A 20,239-nucleotide genomic window follows, 5' to 3' on the forward strand; every position below is an offset into this window, starting at 1 on the left:
ACACTAATCGCTCCGGACGGAGCGGCGCGCGCTCGTGACAGCAACCGGACACGGGGAGGCGCTCCGCCGTCGCCGGCCTCGGTGGGGTGGAAAGGCCGGCGACGGCGACCGCTCACCGGGTCTCGGTGGTCTTGCGCAGGCCGTCCGGGCGGTCGGGGTCCAACCCGCGTTCGACGGCGAGCCGCCACGCGAGCTGTTGCAGCGGGAGCACCTCCAGGACGGGAGCCAGGTTCTCGCTCAACGAGGGAACCGGGAGGTCGTGTCCGGCCTCCGGACCGACACGCAGCACCTCGGCACCACGCGCGGTGAGGCGGTCGAGCACCTCCGACATCGTCCGGCCGCCCGGTCCGGTACCGCAGACGGCGAGCACGGCGGTGCCCGCCCCGACCGCCGCGATCGGCCCGTGCAACAGGTCGGCGGCGCTGTAGTAGCGAGTGAGGAGGTAGCTGGTCTCGGCCAGCTTCAAGCCCGCCTCGGCGGCCGTAGCCAACGAGTAGCCGCGCGCGGTGGTGACGATGCGCTCGGCGAACCGCAGGCGCGCCGCCACCGCGTCCACCCGCTGGACGCCCGTGTCGAGGCACTGCCACGCCAGCTTTTCGAACTCGTCCGCGTCCGGCGTCGTCGAGGACTCGCGCAACTCCCGCACCAGCAAGTACAGCGCGAGCAGGCTCGCCGTGTACGTCTTGGTGGCGGCGACCGCGCGTTCCGGACCGGCGCCGATGTCCAGCGTGTGCTCGGCGACCTCGCCCAGGGCGGAGTCCGGGGTGTTGGTCACGGCCACCGTCAGCGCGCCTCGGCGACGGGCGGACTCGGTCACCTCGACCAGGTCGGGCGAGCCACCGCTTTGGCTGACCGTGACGAGCAGGACGTCACGCAGGTCCGGCTCCGCCCCGTACAGCGTGGTGGTCGACGGGGACACCGACCCGGCGGGCAGTCCGAGTTCGACCTCCACCAGGTACTTCCCGTAGAGCGCGGCGTGATCGCTCGAACCGCGGGCGGCGAACAGCACGAACCTCGGCCGGAACCGCCGGATGTGGTCGGCGATCCGGCGGAAGGCCGTCCGATCGCGCATCAGGTCGGCCAGGACCCGCGGCTGCTCGGCGATCTCCCGTGCCATCCACGTGCCGAGCTCGGTCTGTGTCGTCGTCATGAGCGTCCTTGTCGGGGGAGTCGGAGCAGGCGGGCGGCGTTGCCCCCGAAGATCTTCGCGATGTCCGTCTCGGGCATGCCCATCTCGTGGCAGACCCGCAGTTGGTCGGCGAGGTAGCGATAGCAGTAGCCGCGCGGGAACCACGACGAGTCGCTGCCGAACACGATCCGGTCGGGGCCGATCGTCTCGTAGCAACGCCGGAACAGGTCCTCCAGCGTCAACTTGTACGGCATCCAGCGCACCCACTGGTTGGAACCGGAGGTGTCCACGTGCACGTTGGGACACGCCCAGGCGAGGAACAGCACCTGCTGCACGTGCTGGACCCCGAAGTGCGGGATCACGAACGGGATTCCGGGGAACCGTTTGGCCACCGGTTCCAGCCACGCGGGCTCGATGTGCGCGTTGTGCGCGATGCCACCGCTGGAACCACAGTGTCCGAAGTGGATGAGAACGGGAATGCCGTGTTCGGCCGCGACCCGCCACACCTCCTCGGCGCCCGGATCGTCGATCCGGTGCGGCAGCAGGGGAGCGAACAACTTCAACCCGCGCAGCCCGAGTTCGGTGACAGCGCGCCGAAGCCGGTCCGCGGCACCCGGTTCGGTCAGGTCACGCAGGTTAGCCATGCCGGAGAACCGCTGCGGGTTCCGGGCCACGAGCTCGGCCACCCGGTCGTCGCCGCACCCGGTGACGAACGTGGCGTGGGCGATGCCGTACCGGTCGAGCTCGTCGAGCCAGAGATCGGCCTCCTCCTGCCAGGTGCGCTCGTCCGAGGGCTGCGGGTCGGGGAAGTCCCACGCCCGCCGCCACTTCGCCGACTGCGCGGCCACGAGCTCCGCGCGTCGGCGTTGGGCCTCCTCGTCATGGTCGGAGCAGGCGAACTGACCTCCGGAGAGATCACGGGTCGCCGGGTCGTGCTCGATACGGAAGTGCAGGTGGAAGTCGATCACTTCGATCCCCTGCACCGTGGGGACGCTCATCGTGACACCACCTCGTCGCGTTGCTCGGGCAGGACGTCGGCCGGTGAGAACCGGCGGTCGTGCGAGGGACGGCTGATCACGGTGGCCGCGACCCGGACCCCGTAGCCGGCCGCCTCGACGAGGGACGCCCCGTCGGCGAGCCGGTGCAGCAGGCCCGCGTTGAACGCGTCCCCGGCACCCGTGGAGTCCTGCACCCGTACCCGCGGGGTCGGACACTCGGTGACCGACCCGTCCGGGGTCACCACGAGCGCGCCACGGGAACCGCACTTGGCGACCACCGTCGTCCCGCTGCTCGCGGCCACCGTGCGCGCGGCGGAGTCCACGTCGGAGTCGTCGGCCAACGCGCACACCTCGTCGGAGTTCGGCAGGAAGACGTCCACGCACTCCAAAAGACGCAGCACCTCGGTGCGGGTGTCCGCCGACCAGTCGCCGGGGTCCCATCCCGTGTCCAGCGCGGTACGGGCCCCGGCCCGGCGTGCCGAGGAGAACAGCTCCCGCGCGCGCTCGCCCCGCATGACGGGAAGGAGGAAGTAACCCGACAGCAGCAGATACCGGGAGGCCAGCGCGTCCGAGGGCACGGCGGAGGAGTCCATGTCGGCCAGCGCGCCGAGCGCGGACAGGAACGCGCGATCGTGTCCGGGGGCCTCCGCCGCGACCGTCACCGAGGTCGACTCACCGGGCGCGCGCACCAGGTGGGCGTGCAGTCCGGGAAGGTTCAGTTCCTCGTCCAGCAGGCGGGCCGTGCCGTCGTCGCCGACGCGACCCACCAGCACGGTGTTTCGCCCGAGGTTGGCCAGGGTGACGGCGGTGTTGGCCGCGGAACCCCCCGGCCGCACGGCGATCGAGGGCACGATCCGCTCCGTTCCGGGCGGTGGGAGCTCGGCCACCCCGGCCACGACGACGTCGAGGTTGACGTTGCCGACGACGGTGATGCGCTCCGCGTGAGGACCTTCCGGCACGGCCGGGGTCACCTCCGATCCCCGGCGAGCACGGCGTCGACCGCGGAGGTCAACGCGTCCTCGGCCCGCCGCAGCTCGGCCCGGCGGGAGTCGAACTCGCGAGTGAGCGCGTCCACGCGCTCGGCGACCCGCTGCGCCGTGCGCCGCACCGCCTCCGTCCCCGGACCTCCCGGCTGTGGGCGGTCCAGCACCCGCTGTGGACGCAACCCGGCGGCGAGCGCGGACGCCACGACGGCGTCGTCGGCCTCGCCGAGGCCCGCCTCGGTGATCGCCTTCGCCACCAGCTCCGTGGTCCATTCCACCGGGGGAGCCTGCCGCACGAGCGCGCCGACGACGGAGTGCGCGCCGCGCCAGGGAAGGCCCGCCGCGGCGAGCGCCTCGGCGACGGCCGTCGTGGTGGCGCCCGTGGCCACCACCTCCTCCGGGGTCGGCGGTTCCAGGGGAGCGATCTCCGTCAGCAGCCCGTGCATCAGGGTGAGGAAGCGCACCGAGCGGTCCCCGGCACGCCACAGGTGCTGCTGCACGTCGGTGGTGGCGTTGTTCGAGTCCTCGTACCAGGCGGCGCCGACGTTGTTCATCGTCGCGGCCAGGTCGGCCGCGGCGGCACCGGCCATCGAGCACATGTGCTCGAGCACCACCGGGTTCTTCTTCTGCGGCATGATGCTGGAGCCCTGGCAGTAGGAGTCGGGCGTGACGATCCAGCGGAACGTCATCCAGTCCAGCATGGTGCGGGCCATCCGAGCCCCGGTCGCCAGGATGCGGGCCTGCACCGCGGCGGTCCGCACGAGGTGTTCGGCGCCCGCCACCGCCTCGTAGGACGAGGTGAAGGTCTCGCGGAACCCGAGCAGCTCCGTGAGCCGGTCGGGTGCGATCGGCAGGTCGGTGCCCGCGAACGCGCACGACCCGAGCGGCGAGACGTTGAGCTCGTCGTAGACGGACAGCAGCTCGTCGGCCTGGCTGAGCAGCGCCTCGCCGTACCCCGCCAGGACGTGGCCCAGCGTGGTGGGCTGCGCGGGCCTGCGGTGGGTGTAGCCGATGATGAGCACGTCCGCGTGCTCCTCCGCCCGCGTCGCGGCGGCCTCGGCGGCCGCGCACGCCATGCGCGCCTGTTCGAGCACGTTCTCGCGCAGCACCATGCGGAAGACCCCGGCGTCGAGGTCGTTGCGGGAGCGGGCGAGTTGCACGTCCAGTTCGGAGCGCTGGATGCCCGCGGCCGCGGCGAGTCGCTGCTCGACGAGGTAGTAGACGTCCTCCACGCTGCCGTCGAACTCGAGTCGGTCGTCGGGGGCCGCGAGCAGCTCGCGCAACCCGGTGAGCAGCGCCCGAGCGCGCTCACCGGGCAGCAGACCCTGCTCGGCGAGCATCACGACGTGCGCGAGGCTGGCCGTCAGCATGGGGCGGTAGAGCTGGGGCGCCGACTCCTCGAAGGCGACCCTGAGATGGTTCTGCCAGTACGTGGACAGCTGGGGCATGAGACAACTTTCTTCGTCGGAAGGCACGGTCAGGCCACCGGAAGCGCGGTGGCCTCGGCCGTCTTCTTGCGCGGCCCGTCGCCGAGCCGGTTGGACAGGACGAGCACGGCCAGGATCAACACGATCTGCAACGTGCCGTAGGCGGCGGCGCTACCGAACTCGGAGGAGTAGATCCGGTTGTAGATCTCCACCGACATCGGCGGCAGTCCCGGCGGATAGATGATCACCGACGCGACGTACTCGCCCACGCCGTCCACGAACGCCAGCAGCGCCCCGGCGAGCACCCCGCGCACCACCAACGGAAGGGTCACGGTGCGCAGCACGCGCCACGGGCCGGCTCCCAGGTTGCGGGCGGCTTCCTCCAGCGACGGGTCCATCTGGTCGAGCGAGGCGCTCGTCGACCGGAACACCAGGGGAACGAACCGGACGAAGTAGGCGACCGGCAGGATCCACAGGGTGCCGACGAGGGTCAGGCCGAGGTTGCCCGCGTTCGGCTCGTTGAACGCGGTCACGAGGTTCACACCGATCACCGTGCCCGGCAACGCCCACGGGAGCATGATCATCACGTCGAGGACGGACCGACCGGGCAGCTTCCACCGGGCCACCACCCACGCCGTCGCCGCGCCGACGAGAATCGCCGCCGCCGTGGCCAGCAAGCTCATCTGCAGACTCACCGAGATGGGCAGCAGACTGTGGGGGTCGGTGAAGATCCGCACGTAGTTGTCGAGTGTGTACTCGCTGGGCAGCACCTGGGTCGTCCACGAGCTGTCCACCGAGAACGACACGAGCACGATCACCAGCACCGGCGCCATCAACACCACGGTGAGCACCAGGCTCCCGACGCCCGCCAGCGTCTTGCCCAACGCGGAGCCGGGGGAGCGACGCGGGCTCGGGTGGCCCTTCGACAGACTGCGGTGCACTCGGCGCCCCTGGTACCAGCGCATCGCCACGAGGAACGCGATCGACACTACCGTGAGCGCCGTCGCCTGGGTGGCCGCCAGCGCCTGATTGCCCGAGGTGCGGGCGGAGACGATCTCCATCGTCAGGGTCTGCACATTGTACAGCTGCGGGGCCGTGAACGACGCCATCGACATCATGAACGTCAACAGCGCGCCGGAGACCAACGCGGGGGTGAGCATCGGCAGCAGCACCGTGCGCCACACCCTGGCCCGGCTCGCCCCGAGGTTCGTGGCCGCCTCCTCCAACGAGCCGTCCATCCCGGCCAGTGCCGCGGACACCGACAGGTAGAAGTACGGGTACATGGTGAAGGCGTGCACGAGGATCACCCCGGCCACGCCTCCCACCGAGGTGGTCGACGGTGCGATGCCGAAGAGCTCGTTCAGCGACCGGGGCACGATCCCGGTCTCGCTGTACAGCAGGACGAAGGAGACCGCGCCGATCAGCGGCGGCAGCGCCATCGGCAGGATCGCGAACACCGACAGCAGTCGCCGCCCCGGAAAGTCGAACCGGTGCAGCAACACGGCCAGCAGCGTGCCGATGACGCCGCAGAACACCACCGAGGCCAGCGACGTGACCACCGACAGCAGCAGCGCCCGACCGGAGGCACCGCCGAACAGGCTGCCGTAGTTCGCCGCGAAACCGTCACCGTCGGCCGAGGTCGCCGCGGTGGTCGCCATCGGGATGACGACGAAGAACAACAGGACCGCGACGACCGGGAGCGCGAGCACGTAGACGAACCGGTCGCTCTCGGGCGAGAACAGCTTCCGTCGTCCGGAGGCGGCGGGCGGGGCAGCGGCCCGGTCGTCGATGGGACGGGTGGTGGTCGGAGCGCTCATGGCCGCACCACCCAGGCACGTTCGGGTTCCACCCGCACGCCCACCCGGTCCCCCGGACGCGGTAGGTCGGCTCGATCGGCCGCGGTGACCGCCAGTTCGAGCTCACCGGCGAGCAGGTCGAACTGACAGCTCGACCCGGTGAACTCGATGTTGCGCACGACGGCGTCGAAGATCCCCTCACCGGCCTCGGTGAACGCGAGGTGCTCCGGGCGGACCGACACGGCGACCGGCTCGCCCGTGGAGACCCCGAGGTCCTCGGGATGTCCGGCCAGCACCGTCGCTCCGCTGCCCAACTTCACCGCCGCCCGGTCGCCCTCTCGGCCGACGACCTCGCCGGGCAGCACGTTGCTGCGCCCGATGAAACGGGCGACGAACGCCGACGCCGGGTGGTGGTAGACCTCTCGGGGCGTGCCGACCTGGTGCAGCTTTCCCGCCTCGAACACGGCGATGCGGTCGCTCATTGCCATCGCCTCACCCTGGTCGTGGGTGACGTAGACGCTGGTGATGCCGGACTTCTTCTGGGCTCGCCGGATCTCCGTCCGCATCTCCTCTCGCAGCTTGGCGTCCAAGTTGGACAGCGGCTCGTCGAGCAGCAGCACGGCGGGCTCGATCACGAGCGCGCGGGCCAGCGCCACTCGCTGTTGCTGACCACCCGAGAGCTGGTCGATCCGGCGCTCGGCGTAGCCGCCGAGCCCGACCAGCTCCAAGGCGTCGGCGACCCGACGACGGCGTTCCTCCTTGGGCACCTTCCGCGACACCAGCCCGTACGCGACGTTCTGGGCGACGTTGTAGTGCGGGAACAGGGCGTAGTTCTGGAACACCATGCCGGTGCCGCGCTTGTTCGGTGGGACGGCCGTCATGTCACGACCGTCGAACAGGATGCGACCGCTGGTGGGCGAGACGAATCCGGCGATCATGCGAAGCGTCGTGGACTTTCCGCACCCGGACGGGCCGAGCAGGGTGAAGAACTCCCCGGCGGAAATGGCGATGTCCACGTCGTGCACCACGGGTGCCGCCGAGCCGTAGCTCTTGCTGATTCGGTCGAGGTGAACGGGGATCATGGGCTGGGTTTCCTCCACACGGGCACCGGTGCGGTCACTGCTTGTTCTTGATGTGCTCGCTCCAGTAGGAGATCCATTCCTTCTCCTTGGCGGAGACCAGATCCCAGTCCACCGGCATCTCGGTCAGCTCCAGCGGGGCGAGCCAGCTCGGCTCCTCCGCGAGCTCGATGGTGGGGAGCTGGTAGTACTCCTCGGCGAGGTGCTTTTGGGTGTCCTGCTGGAACAAAAACTTCAGGAACTCGTCCGCGGCCTTGTCGTTGGGGCCACCCTTGACCTTGGCGATGCCGTCGACCAGCTGCGGGACTCCCGAGGCCGCCGAGACCGTCTTGAACGGGGCGTCGTGGTCCTTCTGCTGCAGCAGCACGTCCTGCAGGTTCCACACGCTCACGGGCGCTTCCTCGCGTTGGATCCGCAGGTACAGGTCGGTCGGGTTGGCGGCGTAGACCTTGGTGTTGGCGTCGAGCTTGCGCAGCCACTCGTAACCGGCTTCGGTGTCGCCGGCCCGCGCGATCATCGCCGAGTAGATGCTGCGCATGGTGCCGGAGGCGGCCACGTCGCGGACGATGATCTTGTCCTTGAACTCGGGCTTGATCAGGTCGTCCCAGTCCTTCGGGGCCTCCTCGGGACTGAGCATGTTCTCGTTGTAGAAGATGACCTCGGCGAGCACCATCTCGCCCACCCAACGGCCCTCCGCGTCACGGTAACGCTCGGGGACCGCGTCGAGCACCTCCTCGGGAGCGGGCGCGAGCAGGTCCTGCTCCGCGGCGAGGGTGAACTGCTGCTGAGTGCCGCCCCACCAGATGTCGGCCTGCGGGCGGCCCTTCTCGGCCGAGACGCGCTCGAACGCCTCCTGCGCGCCGAGGGTCAGCAGTCGGACCTTGCCCTCGTACTCGGGATGCGCGGCTTCGAAGTCCCGCACCACCTTCTCGGCGAGGCCCTTGTCGCGGGCCGTGTAGATCGTCAGTCCGCCGCCGTCCTCCGCGGACTGGAGTCCGCAGCCGGCGGTGAGTCCGGCGAGGAGCAAAACGCCGGAGAGGAGGGTCAGGATTCTACGCATCTAGCTGCTCTTTCGTGGCGATGGCTGCGCGGGGTTCGCAGCGTGGGACAACAGGGAAGGGGAAACGGCCCCGATGTTCAGGGCCCTGGTTCCGAGTTCGGCGTAGACGACTTCGGGAGCGGAGGGAGCCGCTGCCCGAACGAGATCACGAAGTTCGGCGAGCCCGTCGGCGCCGAGCCGGGGCGCGGCTCCGGCGAGCACCACGCGGGCGGGGTTGGTCACGCACGAGCAGACGACGACGGCGAAAGCCCACGCCTCGATGGCCCGGCGACGCAGCGAGGCCACGGCGGGCTCCGCACTGCGTTCCGCCAGCGCGGTGATCGGGTCGGGGCTTTCGTGACCGTCCAGTTCGGCCAGTGCGGCGCCGATACCCGGCACGCTCCACCGCTGCTCGAAGGGACCGCGGTCACCGGTGTGCGGGCCGGGCGGAAGACTCGTGGGCAGGAAGCCGATCTCGCCCGCGAAACCGGCCGCTCCCCGGCACAGCGATCCGTCGCTGACCACGGCGGCGCCGATGCCGTAGCCGATGTAGACGAGCACCAGGTCGTCCACGTCGGTCGCCGCGCCGCGCTCCCGTTCCCCCAGGGCGATGAGGTTCACGTCGTTCTCGATCTGCACCGGCAGACCCAGCTTGTCGGACAGCATCGCGGCCAGCGAGTCCTCCCCGAGGGCACGCAGCACGGGGGAGAGGGTGACCGCTCCTTTTTCCGTGGCGACACCGGGAAGGGAGAACACCACCCGGCTGGGGCGAGGTCGCGGGTCCGCGTCGAGTGCTTCGGTGGCGACCGCGACCAGATCGCCGAGGGGTTCGGCCGGGTCCACCCGGCGGCTGTGACCGCTGAGCAGTTCCCCGGCGAGATCGACGACGGCCGCGTTGGCCTGTTCACCTTCGAGCGAGAGCGCGATCAGCGACTCGGCGGACGGATTGAACCCCAGCAGACGAGGACGTCGCCCACCCGACGAGCCCGCGGTACCGACCTGAACGATGTGGCCGGTGGCCATGAGGTCCCGAACGATCGCCGTGAGCGAGGACGGCCGGTAGCCGGTCAGTTCGGCCAGTTCCGTCCGGGAGACGGGGCCGTGCTCCCGAAGCGCTGCCAGCACTGCTCCGGTTCGGATGCGGCGTAACGCCTCCTGCCCGGTCGGCGCCGACCGGTCGGTTGGGTGAGACATGGCGAACTTTATACGGCATCCGAAGTAAGTTTGGGAAGATCGTTTTGCGTAGTGGTTCAGACACGTAGTGCAACGGTTCCGGCGATGGTCGTCGGGGGAGAGGGTGCCGCCGCCGGGTACGAAATGACGTGGCGCCCGGCCGGAGAGGAGCCGGTCCCGTGCGGGATTCGGCGAGGTCGGAGCGGGGATGTCGCGGCACGGGTCGCCGGGCCCGCGTCCCCGGCGGGGCCGTGCTCGGCGGGCCCCGACCGCCGAGTGGACGCGGGTTCGGCGCGACGGCTGGAACGATTCCGTGACGATCGCCGACGAGAGAGGAAATTGTCGGTTCCTCGCGGTTTTCCAGACGTGCCCGGCCGCGAGATCGCGGGTTACGCGCAGGACATCGACAATCCACCGTCCACGGGCAGGCAGACGGCGTTGACGTAGGCGGCCTCGTCGGAGGCGAGGAACAGACACGCGTTGGCGACGTCCCACGGCGTTCCCATGCGTCCCGTGGGGCTTTGCGCGTGCCGCGCGGCGAGCAGGTCGTCGAGGGAGGTCGCCTGCGACGCCAACTGGTGGCGCACCAGGGGAGTGTCGATGAGGCCCGGTGCGACGGCATTGGCGCGGATGCCGTGAGGCGCGTAGGTGAGTGCGAGTGACACCGTGAGCTGGTTGACGGCCGCCTTCGAGGCCATGTAGGCGGGGTAAGGGTAGCCCACGTGTCGCAGCGCGGCGATCGACGACACGTTCACGATGGCGCCCCGGCCCCGCTCGACCATGCCGGGCAGGACGTGCTTGCAGGCGTGGAACACGCCGTCGACGTTGAGCGCGAACGCCCGCCGCCACCGCTCGTAGCTCAGCTCGACGGGATCGCCGAGGACGGTCGCGCCCACGTTGTTGTGCAGGACGTCGACCGGGCCGAACTCCTCGACGGTTCGGCGGGTGGCTTCGGCGACCCGGTCGCCGTCGGTGACGTCCGCGGTGAGGGCCAGCGCCGTGCCGCCCTCGCCGCGAATGGCGTCGACCGTGCGCCGGGCGGCCTCGGGATCGAGGTCGGCCACGGCCACCAGCGCGCCCTCGCGGGCGTAGGTCATGGCGGCGGCCTGTCCGTTGCTGACGCCGTGTTCTCCGCCTCCGCCGCCGAACACGAGAACCACTCGGTCCTTGAGTCGTTCACTTCGCGACATGATCCGCCTCCTCGGAAAAACGATCGGACCGGCATCTTCCTACCCGCGTGTCCCCGATGGAAAGGCTGTGTTTTCGAGCACATCGGATGGTCGAACGCGACAGTCTGCACCGGATGTCCGCGCTGGCGAGCACCTGTTCGTCCGGAGATCGGGCGGCAGCGACCCGACCGAAGGGAGTCCACATTATGGGACGTTAGTCTCGCTAAGTGGTTGACACGCTCGAACGTCGTCTCCCACTATTCGGAGTGCCCCGTGGCAGGGGTGGACGAGGAGAGCGGCAATGAGGTCGATGCGTTTCCTGCGCGGCGTCGCCGTGCTGGCCTGTCTCGTGCTGAGCGCGTGCGGGTCGGTCACTGCCACGCCGGGCGGGCCGGTCTACACCTGGACCATGACCATCACCGTCGGCGAGTCGTCGACGTGGTACCGGGCGGCACAACGTTTCGCCGACACGCTGAAGCGCGAATCGGACGGCCGGATGCGATTGCGCGTCTTCACCGGTGAGCAGCTCTCCGCGGGAGACGCCGTCGCGGGCGTCGAACAACTGATGAACGGCGACAAGGACTTCTCCTACAACTCCACGATCATCTACGCGGGCATCGACCCCCGCTTCGGCGCGATCAACGCCCCGTTCCTCTACCGGGACCACGAGGAAGCCGACCGGGCGATCGAACACGGCGCGCGCGAGGCGTACGAGCGACTGTGCGCCGAGTTCGGCGTCACGATGCTCGGGTTCGGGGAGAGCGGTTTCCGGCAGCTCACCAACAACGTCCGGCCGATTCGCACGCCGGAGGACCTCGACGGCATCAAGATCCGCATCCCCGGCATCGGACTGTTCACCGACATCTACCGGTCTCTCGGCGCCAACCCGACCACGATGAACTTCTCGGAGGTCTTCACCTCGTTGCAACAGGGGACCATCGAGGGGCAGGAGAACCCGATGGACGTCATCTCCTCCTCGGGACTGGCCGAGGTGCAGGAGTACCTGACGATCTGGAACTACGTGTACGACCCGATCATCCTCGGGATGAACCAGGAGCTCTACGACTCGCTCGACGAGGACGACCGGCGAATCATCCGGGAGGCGGCCCGCGAGGCGAACGAGTTCCAGATCCGGGCCAACCGGCAGGCCGAGAAGTCCCAGATCGAAGAACAGTCGCGGTTGATGGAGCTCACCGAACTCACCGAGGAGCAGATGGACCGGTTCCGGCGGGCCGTGCGCCCGATCTACGACGAGTACGCCGACGTCTGGGGCCCCACCCTGACGAAAGCCGTGACCCCGGAGCGCTGAAGCCGTGCTTTCCCGTCGTCTCGCGCTCGTCGAGAACCTGCTGGCCGCGATCCCCTTCGCCGTCGTGGCCGTGGTCGCCTTCGTCAACGTCGTCAGCCGGTACTTCTTCAACGCCTCCCTGGCCTTCACCTCCGAACTCACCGTCAACCTCGCCGTATGGATGGTCATGATGGGAACCGTCATCGGGCTGCGCGAAGGAGCGCACCTCGGTTTCGGTGCTCTCTACGACAGGACGCGCGGGGTGACCAGGACGGTGTTCACGATCGTCGTCACCGTCGCCGTGCTCGCCTTCCTCGTGGTGCTGTTGTACTTCGGACTGGAGATGGCGCTCCGACAAGCGGAACGAGGTCGAGTCACCCCGTCGATCGGGATTCCGCAGTGGGTGTTCACGATCGCGTTGCCGATCGGCGCTTTGCTCGGGGTATATCGGACGATCCGGGCGAGCCGTTCCGGATTCGGAAGCTCCCCGGTGGATCGGGCACCCGACGAGGAGGCGGACCGGTGATCGGGCTCGTGTTGTTCGGAACGTTCTTCCTCCTGTTGCTGGTGGGCGTTCCGGTGGCGTTCGCGCTCGGTGGCGCGGCGGTGTGCTCGCTGGTGGCGATGGGAGGAGTTGGGGAACTGTCGCTGGTTCCCAACGTCTTCGTCGCCTCCGTCTCCTCGGAGACCCTCCTGGCGATCCCGTTCTTCATCCTCGCCGGCGTGATCATGGAGTACGCGGGGATCTCCCGGAGGCTCGTGGATTTCGCGCAGGCGTGCGTGGGTGGCCGCAAGCACGGCCTCGCCATCGTGGTGATCGTGGCGGCGTTCTTCTTCTCGGCGATCTCGGGCTCGGGACCGGCCACCGTCGCCGCCATCGGGTCCATCCTCATCCCCGCGCTCGTGAAACAGGGCTACGAGGCCCGCCATGCCACCTCGTTGATGGCCAGCGCGGGGTCCATGGGCATCATCGTGCCGCCGAGCATCGCGTTCATCGTCTTCGCGGTGGTGGTCGGCGATTACGCGGGCGTGTCGATCGTGCGGCTGTTCGTGGCCGGAATCGTGCCCGGCCTCCTGCTGGCCGTGGCACTCGGGCTGGCGTGCCTTCGATTGCCGCGAAGGACGGCCACCGTGGCCGCCGGGGGTCCCGGAGCCGCACGAGTGACGGATCCGGTGGAACGGGCCGACGGGGAACGGGAGACCGACGGCGAGGCACCCCGGACGACGGGCGGTTTCCTCGGCACGTTCGCCGGGGCGATCCCCGGTCTGCTCGTGCCCGTGATCATCCTCGGAGGAATCTACGGCGGCATCGTCACACCCACCGAGTCGGCGGTCCTCGCGGCCACGTACGCGCTCCTCGTGGGCGTGTTCCTCTACCGGGAGATCAAGCCGAGGCACCTGTACCGCATCCTCGTCTCCTCCGCCTCCCAGTCGGCCGTGGTGATGCTCATCGTCGGCGCGGCCTCGGTGTTCGGCTACGTCGTGACGGTGAACGACATCGCCTCCAACGTCGCCGACGCGCTGCTCGGACTCACCGACAACCGTGTGCTCATCACGCTGTTGGCGGTGGTGCTGCTGCTCGTGGTGGGCGCGTTCATCGACGCGGTGTCGGCGCTCTATCTGTTCGTCCCCATCGTCGCGCCGGTTCTGCTGGAGGTCGGCGTGGACGTCACGACGATCGGCGTGATGATGGTCGTGAACCTGGCCCTCGGGCTGATCACGCCTCCGGTGGGCATCAACCTGTTCGTGGCGGCCGGCATCGCCAAGGTGTCGTTGGTGGAGGTGGTGCGGGGCATCCGCCCGTTCTTCGTCGCGGGTCTGGCGGTGATCCTTCTCGTGGCCTACGTCCCGGCGATTCCGAACTGGTTGCCCGACCTGCTCGGTTTCTAAGGGGAGGCCAAAGCGGCGCCCGAGGGCGAGCTCGGACCCGTGCCGAGGTCAATGCGGTAAACGATCTTGCTTCCTGATAGGAAGTACTCCGTGCGGGACTTCGTGAAGGGCGTCGGATTCTTCGGGCGAGGACTGGGCATTCTGCTGCGATCGCCCAAGCTGTTGTTGCTCGGTGTGCTGCCCGTGGTGGTGACTGCGCTACTGCTGGCGGCCGGGTTGATCGCGCTGATCTACTGGATCGACGATCTGTCGGCGTTGGTTACTCCCTTCGCGGAGGACTGGGCGGAGGTCTGGCGGGCAGCCGTCCGGATCGCAGCCGGGATCGCGCTGGTCGGACTTGCCGTGGTCGTCGGCATGGTGAGCTTTTCGGCGCTGACGCTCGCCGTGGGAGGCCCGTTCTACGAACACATCGCGGAAAAGGTCGAGGATGACCTCGGCGGGGTACCCGGCGACGCCGAACTCTCGTGGTGGCGGATGCTGTGGGTGGGATTGCGGGACGGCGTCCTGCTCGCGCTGCGATCGCTTCTGTTCACGCTTCCGTTGACCGTGGCGGGATTCGTCCCGGTGGTGGGTCAGACCGTGGTGCCCGTGCTCACGGCACTGGTGTCCGCATGGTTCCTCGCCCTGGAGTTGGTGGCGGTGTCGTTCTACCGGCGTGGGATGGACCTCCGGCAACGACAGGCGGCGATGCGCCGGCGGCGGGGCCTCGCGCTCGGTCTCGGGTTGCCCGCGACGCTGCTGTGCATGATCCCGTTCGCCGCGCTCGTCGTCTTCCCGGTCGCCTTCGTCGGGGGCGTGCTCGTCGCCCGCGAGACCCTGCGTACCGCCGTGCCCGCACACGCCTGAGCCCTCGCACTCGGGTCCTCGCCCAAGGCGACGTCCCGGTTTTGTCGGTACCCGTGGCTAGGTTTCCGACATCGACCGAGACCGCGGACGAGAAAAGAGGGATACGGTGCGGCGAGTGGATTCCGCAGAGGGTGGCCCGACGAGGTTCCGGACGAGCGGACGGTGTACGGCGACCGTCCGAAGGGACCGGCCCCGAACCGGTGGATGGGCCGGTCGCCGTGGGGACACCGAGGGGCGCCTGCTCGGCCCCGCCCCGGCGCCTCGCTCGTCGAGGCGATACGCGAGGGGCACCCGCAGGCCACCCCGGCACGGGAGGCCCTGAACTCGGACGAGCCGAGCAACGCGGTGCGAAGACCGTGCGGGGGCCCGAGCCGGGAAGCGAGCTCGCCGAGAGCTCGGGCTCCGCGATGCCGCCCCGGCGTCCGCTTGCAAACGTCCGTCACCTCGCCGGAAGTGGGCCTCTCCGTCGAGCGAACGTCCGCGGAAAAGTGGGGCTTCAGGAAAGGACTGGTGCGGCATTGGGGACGTATCCGGCATTCGGTGGTGGCAGTGTCGACGTGCTCCCGAGAAACGAGGGAGGGACGCCTCGCTGACACCCCGCCCTTCTCGAGCACGGATTCGCATTTCGTGGTCACGCGTGCCGCCACGGTATCCGGCTGATCGTCGTGGCCGTGGGTGTGGGAATTCGCGGCCTCACCGAATCTTTCCGTCGTCACTCATGGATACCCGACGCTCACCGACCGACACCATCGTCGCGGTGAGCGGGAACCGGCATGGGGCATGGAGGAATCCCGCCCGCCGAGACGAGGCGGCCCGGCACACGCCGAGATCGGCAGGGGCGCGGGGCTCCGTGGTGAGAGCGAGGGGTGCATCTCCGCTCCCGACGTGCTGGCTCGACCGGATGACGAGACGCATCCGAACGAATGAATATCGGAATCGGCAATTGCTCCTGGCGCACGCTACGGTGACCCGTTAGGTTGACCACCACCAATTCTGCAAGCCAGGCCTTTTCGAGGAGGAAACCGTGCCGGGCACCGGTATCTGGCGGACGAAGTCCGTCGAGCAATCGATCGCAGACACCGACGAGCCAGATACCCGGCTACGACGGAATCTCGGTGCCTGGGACCTGATGGTCTTCGGGGTCGCCGTGATGATCGGCGCCGGTATCTTTACGCTCACCGCGCGCACCGCGGGGGACATCTCGGGCCCCTCGGTGGCGCTGGCGTTCGTCTTCGCCGGCATCGCCTGCGCCCTCGCCGCGCTGTGTTATGCCGAGTTCGCGTCCACGGTGCCCGTCGCGGGTAGCGCCTACACCTTCTCCTACGCCACGTTCGGTGAGTTCATCGCCTGGATCATAGGCTGGGACCTCGTCCTGGAGTTCTCCGTGGCCGCGGCCGCGGTGGCCAAGGGGTGGTCGGTCTACCTGCAGGAAGTCCTGGTGATGCTTTTCGGTGAAGGTGTCAGCACCACCGTGCAGCTCGGTTCCGTGAACTTCGACTGGGGTTCGTTGCTGCTGATCGCCATCCTGGCCACCCTGCTCACGCTCGGTACCAAGCTGTCCTCGCGGTTCAGCCTCGTGATCACGTCCGTGAAGGTCGTGATCATCCTGTTCGTCATCTTCATGGGCATCGCCTACATCAGCCCGGACAACTACACGCCGTTCATCCCGCCCGCCGCCGAGGGCGGCGAGGCCGGCGCCGGTGTGGAGCAGTCGCTGTTCTCCGTCCTCGTCGGTGGCTCCGGCAGTGTCTACGGCGCGTTCGGTCTGCTGGCCGGTGCGTCGCTGGTGTTCTTCGCGTTCATCGGGTTCGACGTCGTGGCCACCACCGCCGAGGAGACCCGTAACCCGCAGCGCAACGTGCCGCGCGGCATCCTCGGCTCGCTGGCGATCGTGACCGGTCTCTACGTGGCCACCTCGCTCGTCGTCGCGGGCATGGTGCCCTACGAGCAGCTGGCCACCGATGCGGAGCCGGAGGGCCGCAAGACCCTGGCGACGGCCTTCGCCTACCACGGTGTCGACTGGGCGGCGAACATCATCTCCCTCGGCGCGCTCGCCGGTCTCACCACGGTGGTCATGGTGCTGTTGCTCGGTCAGCAGCGGGTGTTGTTCGCGATGTCGCGTGACGGGCTGCTGCCTCGTAAGCTCGCCAAGACCGGCTCGCGCGGCACCCCGGTGCGGGTGAACGTCATAGTCGGCATCGTGGTGGCCGTGGCCGCGACCTTCTTCGACGCCGGCAAGCTGGAGGAAATGGTCAACGTTGGCACGCTGTTCGCGTTCATCCTGGTGTCGGCGGGCGTGATGGTGCTGCGCAGGACGCGCCCCGACCTCAAGCGCGGTTTCCGGGTTCCGTTGATGCCGCTCGTGCCGATCCTGGCGATCGCCGCGTGCCTCTGGCTGATGCTGAACCTGACCGTGCTGACGTGGCTGCGCTTCCTGGTGTGGATGGCGCTCGGCGTGATCGTGTACTTCCTCTACAGCAAGCGGCACTCGCTGCTCGGCAAGCGGGAAGCGGAGTCCGGTGGAGAACCGGAGGCGGTGGGGGAGAGCTCGGCCAAGGACTGATCCCCTTTCCCCGACAGCGGGTGGGCTTTTCGCCGCTCGAAACGAGCGCGGCGCCCACCCGCTTTTTTGTTCCGACGGGGGTTCTCCGCGCGTTGTCCGTTCGCGCGCCCGCGTGGTATGCAGCTTTCGAGCGGATTCCCCTAGGTGGCGGAGGTGACGGTGGAAGCCACGGAAGTGCTGCGCAATCGGATTTTCAGTACCGTGGCCAAGTCAGCTCTGGTGCTTTCGATTCCCGCTTACTTCGTGGCGTTGTTCGTCAATCGTGAGCTGGGTTTTCTCGAATCGTTGGAAATCCCCATCATCGCGGCTTCCATTCTCGTCGTGCTGAACACCGTGGAAAGGATCGAAAGTCGACTTCAAAACCCCGACTGGTCCCAGGTCAGGACGTACGAGAGCCACACCGAGTTCTACCTGGCATTGCGCGCCAGGGTCGACAAGGCCCGTAGGCGGGTGCACACGAGTTACCTGCGTCCCTATCCGCCGGGGGAACTGGGGGAGAGCGCGTTGAGCTATTTCGCGACCTGTCGCGCGTGGGCGGACCGTTCCGACGAGCATCGATTTCGTCGGGTGCTTCTCGGGTCACGAGACGATGGTATGGCCGACTGGCTCGGGAGGAGCTCGACGCGCAGGAGAACGCGACGCACAGGAATTATCAGGTCCGGGTGTTGGACTGGTCGTTGCGCGGGGAGTCCGAGGCGGTGAGTGTCGCGCTCATCGACGACGAGTACCTTTTCTTCGCCTTCTCCGGCGAACAGGACAACCTGGTGGGATTCAGTGTGCGGAGCAGGAAGTTGGTCAAGGACTACTTCGCGAAGTACCACGACAATCTGTGGAGGGCGGCGCGTCCGTTGACGTCCGAGGTGTTGTCCGGCGGCCGGGCGACATAGGGACGCGGTTCCGCTCGGGCCCCGGTCCGAGCCCGACGTCGGGGCGCGATCGATGAGCGTTCCCCCGTGAGCGGGGTTCGGGCGTCGGTGATGCGGGGAGGGGCGGAGCCGCGTTCGGCAGGAGGGTTTCGCGGTAGTGCCGCAGGGGATCGTCGGTGACGCTGCACCAGCGCCTCAGGTGGTCGGGTACGCGCCAGGAACTTGCGTGTTCGGCGATCCGACGATGGGCGGCCAATGCGGTACTACAGGTGTTGTGCCAGACGCTGGCGAGCTGTTCGCGGGCGTACCGTCGGTCGACGACTTGGCGGTAGGTTAGGAACTGGGAGTGCAGAGAATGCCGTAACGCCACGGCGCGCGGGTTTTCGGCAGTACGAAGCCGGGCGAGGGTGTTCCCGCCGCAGACGGCACAGTTGCAGAGCCAGAAGTGACCGGTCTCCGGGGCCAGGGCGAACACCGCCTCGCACGTGTCGAGCCGGTGATAGCTGAGTAACTCCTTGACGAAGACGGAGACCGTCGTGGGACGGCCCCCACGGTAGGACCTCGCCGGGTAGAGGTGGCGAAGCGTGCTCGTGGTGCCGATCGCGGCGGCGTGGGCACCGTGGCAGAGCGCGCCGATGGCCGAGACGTCGCTGCGCAACACCAGCACCGGCACGCTGACCTTCCGGAGCAGGCGAAGGAAGTGGCGGACCACGTACCGGGCCCCGAAGGGGTCGCCGGAGTGTTCGAGGGCGATCGCGACGGGCACGCCGTGGGCGTCGAGCTCGCGTGCCATGTGATCGACGTCCTCGCGGTGGAACAACCAGCGGGCGGCCAGAGGAAGCATGGCGATGACGGGACCGCGTTGCCACGCCGCGGTGTACAGGATGCTGCGGAGACTATCCCAGTCCCCGAGTTCGAGGTAGCCGGAGTCGGTGACCGCGATCAGGCCCAGCTCGTGCTGCCGCCGGCACCAGGCGGGACGGAGCCCCCGCCTCGCGTTCACCCGATGCGGTCCCGAATACCGGTTGGCGTCGCAGAGCACTGGTCCGGTGAACCCTCGTGCGCGAAGCTTGCTCACGATCGGCTCGGGTGAGTCGCCCGTGATGACCAAGCCGCCGTCGTGAGCGGCGGCAATGTCGGCGGCGACGTTCACTTGGGCCGGGGAGCACTGGATGAGCAGCCGGTGGGCGAGCTGATCCAGTGAGCGGTCCATGATCCCACGGTGAGGGAGGACCGGTTCGGATGTCACCGGTCTTCACACGGTCGCCGACCCGTACCGCTCGAACGGCCCAGAGTGCTGTCGCACGGTGCACGACGCGGCGGAGAACGAATGGTCCGGAGGGGCGAAACCGGACATAGCGGTCGGCGGGCATCGCGTTCGTCTCGGGCGGGGGAGCGGATCGGCGGGTGACACCGGGGCCGTGTCCGGAGCCACGTCGGGTGATTCGAAAGCCGCTGACCTGGAACGATCATGGACTGATCGGGTGATCGTCGCGTCGAGGGCGACGGTTCCACCGGTGCAAAGTTGACTTATTCCAGAAAAGCTGGTTGGCTGCCGCCGTGGCAATCATCGACGCCCCCGCCCTCCTGCGTGGGGCATCACTGCGGGTGACCCGTCCGAGGGTCGCCGTGCTGACGATGGTCGCGGCCAATCCCCACTCGGACGCGGAGACCATCGCGACCGCCGTCCGTCGCGAGCTCGGTTCGGTGTCGACCCAGGCGGTGTACGACGTCCTGCGAGCCCTGACCGACGCCGGTTTGGTCCGTCGTATCGAGCCGGCGGGGTCCCCCGCCCGGTTCGAGACCCGTGTGGGGGACAACCACCACCACATGGTCTGCCGCAAATGCGGTTCCATTACCGACGTCAACTGCGTGGTGGGCGAGGCACCGTGCCTTCACACCGAGGACCTCGAAGGGTTCGAGGTCGACGAGGCCGAGGTGACCTTCTGGGGAACCTGCCCTTCCTGCCTTGCACGCGACGAGTGATCACCTT

At 68.6% G+C, this 20,239-nt stretch carries 17 protein-coding genes; 7 read left to right on the plus strand and 10 right to left on the minus strand.

Going from position 1 to position 20,239, the window contains the following annotated elements; translation table 11 throughout:
• Positions 1-112: 112 nt before the first annotated feature.
• The 9 genes from SACGLDRAFT_RS09715 to SACGLDRAFT_RS09755 all read right to left on the minus strand — a co-directional run bounded on the left by SACGLDRAFT_RS09715 (position 113) and on the right by SACGLDRAFT_RS09755 (position 10,814).
• A complete protein-coding gene (locus tag SACGLDRAFT_RS09715; protein ID WP_005464090.1) occupies positions 113-1,150 on the minus strand; it encodes an SIS domain-containing protein in 1,038 nt (345 codons plus the stop codon).
• On the minus strand, positions 1,147-2,127 hold the full coding sequence (locus tag SACGLDRAFT_RS09720) for an amidohydrolase family protein (RefSeq protein WP_005464092.1): 981 nt from the start codon (positions 2,125-2,127) through the stop codon (positions 1,147-1,149). The genes SACGLDRAFT_RS09715 and SACGLDRAFT_RS09720 overlap by 4 nt, the downstream gene beginning before the upstream one ends.
• Positions 2,124-3,086 carry a carbohydrate kinase family protein gene (locus SACGLDRAFT_RS09725; protein ID WP_005464094.1) on the minus strand — a complete coding sequence of 321 codons (963 nt, stop codon included), beginning with the start codon at positions 3,084-3,086 and terminating at the stop codon, positions 2,124-2,126. Before SACGLDRAFT_RS09725 ends, SACGLDRAFT_RS09720 begins: the two co-directional genes overlap by 4 nt.
• A gap of 8 nt (positions 3,087-3,094) precedes the next feature.
• Positions 3,095-4,558 (minus strand): lyase family protein, encoded by a 1,464-nt coding sequence (locus tag SACGLDRAFT_RS09730; RefSeq protein WP_005464096.1) that lies wholly within the window; start codon positions 4,556-4,558, stop codon positions 3,095-3,097.
• Between the two features lie 29 nt (positions 4,559-4,587).
• A complete protein-coding gene (locus tag SACGLDRAFT_RS09735) occupies positions 4,588-6,354 on the minus strand; it encodes an ABC transporter permease (protein ID WP_005464098.1) in 1,767 nt (588 codons plus the stop codon).
• A complete protein-coding gene (locus SACGLDRAFT_RS09740) occupies positions 6,351-7,415 on the minus strand; it encodes an ABC transporter ATP-binding protein (RefSeq protein WP_005464104.1) in 1,065 nt (354 codons plus the stop codon). Before SACGLDRAFT_RS09740 ends, SACGLDRAFT_RS09735 begins: the two co-directional genes overlap by 4 nt.
• A 34-nt stretch (positions 7,416-7,449) precedes the next feature.
• Complete coding sequence (locus SACGLDRAFT_RS09745; protein WP_005464107.1) at positions 7,450-8,472, minus strand: extracellular solute-binding protein; 1,023 nt, start codon at positions 8,470-8,472, stop codon at positions 7,450-7,452.
• A complete protein-coding gene (locus SACGLDRAFT_RS09750; protein WP_005464108.1) occupies positions 8,473-9,645 on the minus strand; it encodes an ROK family transcriptional regulator in 1,173 nt (390 codons plus the stop codon).
• Between the two features lie 368 nt (positions 9,646-10,013).
• On the minus strand, positions 10,014-10,814 hold the full coding sequence (locus tag SACGLDRAFT_RS09755; RefSeq protein WP_005464109.1) for an SDR family NAD(P)-dependent oxidoreductase: 801 nt from the start codon (positions 10,812-10,814) through the stop codon (positions 10,014-10,016).
• Between the two features lie 280 nt (positions 10,815-11,094).
• On the opposite strand from SACGLDRAFT_RS09755, the gene SACGLDRAFT_RS09760 reads away from it, so the two are divergent.
• The 6 genes from SACGLDRAFT_RS09760 to SACGLDRAFT_RS09785 all read left to right on the plus strand — a co-directional run bounded on the left by SACGLDRAFT_RS09760 (position 11,095) and on the right by SACGLDRAFT_RS09785 (position 18,082).
• On the plus strand, positions 11,095-12,102 hold the full coding sequence (locus tag SACGLDRAFT_RS09760; RefSeq protein WP_005464110.1) for a DctP family TRAP transporter solute-binding subunit: 1,008 nt from the start codon (positions 11,095-11,097) through the stop codon (positions 12,100-12,102).
• 4 nt (positions 12,103-12,106) lie between these two features.
• Complete coding sequence (locus tag SACGLDRAFT_RS09765; protein WP_005464112.1) at positions 12,107-12,607, plus strand: TRAP transporter small permease; 501 nt, start codon at positions 12,107-12,109, stop codon at positions 12,605-12,607.
• Positions 12,604-13,971 carry a TRAP transporter large permease gene (locus SACGLDRAFT_RS09770; RefSeq protein WP_005464120.1) on the plus strand — a complete coding sequence of 456 codons (1,368 nt, stop codon included), beginning with the start codon at positions 12,604-12,606 and terminating at the stop codon, positions 13,969-13,971. Before SACGLDRAFT_RS09765 ends, SACGLDRAFT_RS09770 begins: the two co-directional genes overlap by 4 nt.
• Before the next feature lie 90 nt (positions 13,972-14,061).
• Positions 14,062-14,817 carry an EI24 domain-containing protein gene (locus SACGLDRAFT_RS09775; protein WP_005464122.1) on the plus strand — a complete coding sequence of 252 codons (756 nt, stop codon included), beginning with the start codon at positions 14,062-14,064 and terminating at the stop codon, positions 14,815-14,817.
• A gap of 1,024 nt (positions 14,818-15,841) precedes the next feature.
• Positions 15,842-17,380: an amino acid permease gene (locus tag SACGLDRAFT_RS09780; RefSeq protein WP_005464124.1), complete on the plus strand. Its 1,539-nt coding sequence runs from the start codon at positions 15,842-15,844 to the stop codon at positions 17,378-17,380.
• A gap of 153 nt (positions 17,381-17,533) precedes the next feature.
• Positions 17,534-18,082 (plus strand): hypothetical protein, encoded by a 549-nt coding sequence (locus SACGLDRAFT_RS09785; protein ID WP_157608788.1) that lies wholly within the window; start codon positions 17,534-17,536, stop codon positions 18,080-18,082.
• A 93-nt stretch (positions 18,083-18,175) separates the two neighbouring features.
• On the opposite strand, the gene SACGLDRAFT_RS09790 is transcribed toward SACGLDRAFT_RS09785, so the two are convergent.
• Positions 18,176-19,459: a hypothetical protein gene (locus SACGLDRAFT_RS09790; RefSeq protein WP_005464129.1), complete on the minus strand. Its 1,284-nt coding sequence runs from the start codon at positions 19,457-19,459 to the stop codon at positions 18,176-18,178.
• 347 nt (positions 19,460-19,806) lie between these two features.
• Between SACGLDRAFT_RS09790 and SACGLDRAFT_RS09795 the strand changes: the two genes are divergently transcribed.
• Entirely contained in the window at positions 19,807-20,232 is a 426-nt protein-coding gene (locus SACGLDRAFT_RS09795; RefSeq protein WP_005464131.1) for a Fur family transcriptional regulator, read from the plus strand.
• Positions 20,233-20,239 lie beyond the last annotated feature (7 nt).

The organism is Saccharomonospora glauca K62 (assembly GCF_000243395.2).
GTDB lineage: Bacteria > Actinomycetota > Actinomycetes > Mycobacteriales > Pseudonocardiaceae > Saccharomonospora > Saccharomonospora glauca.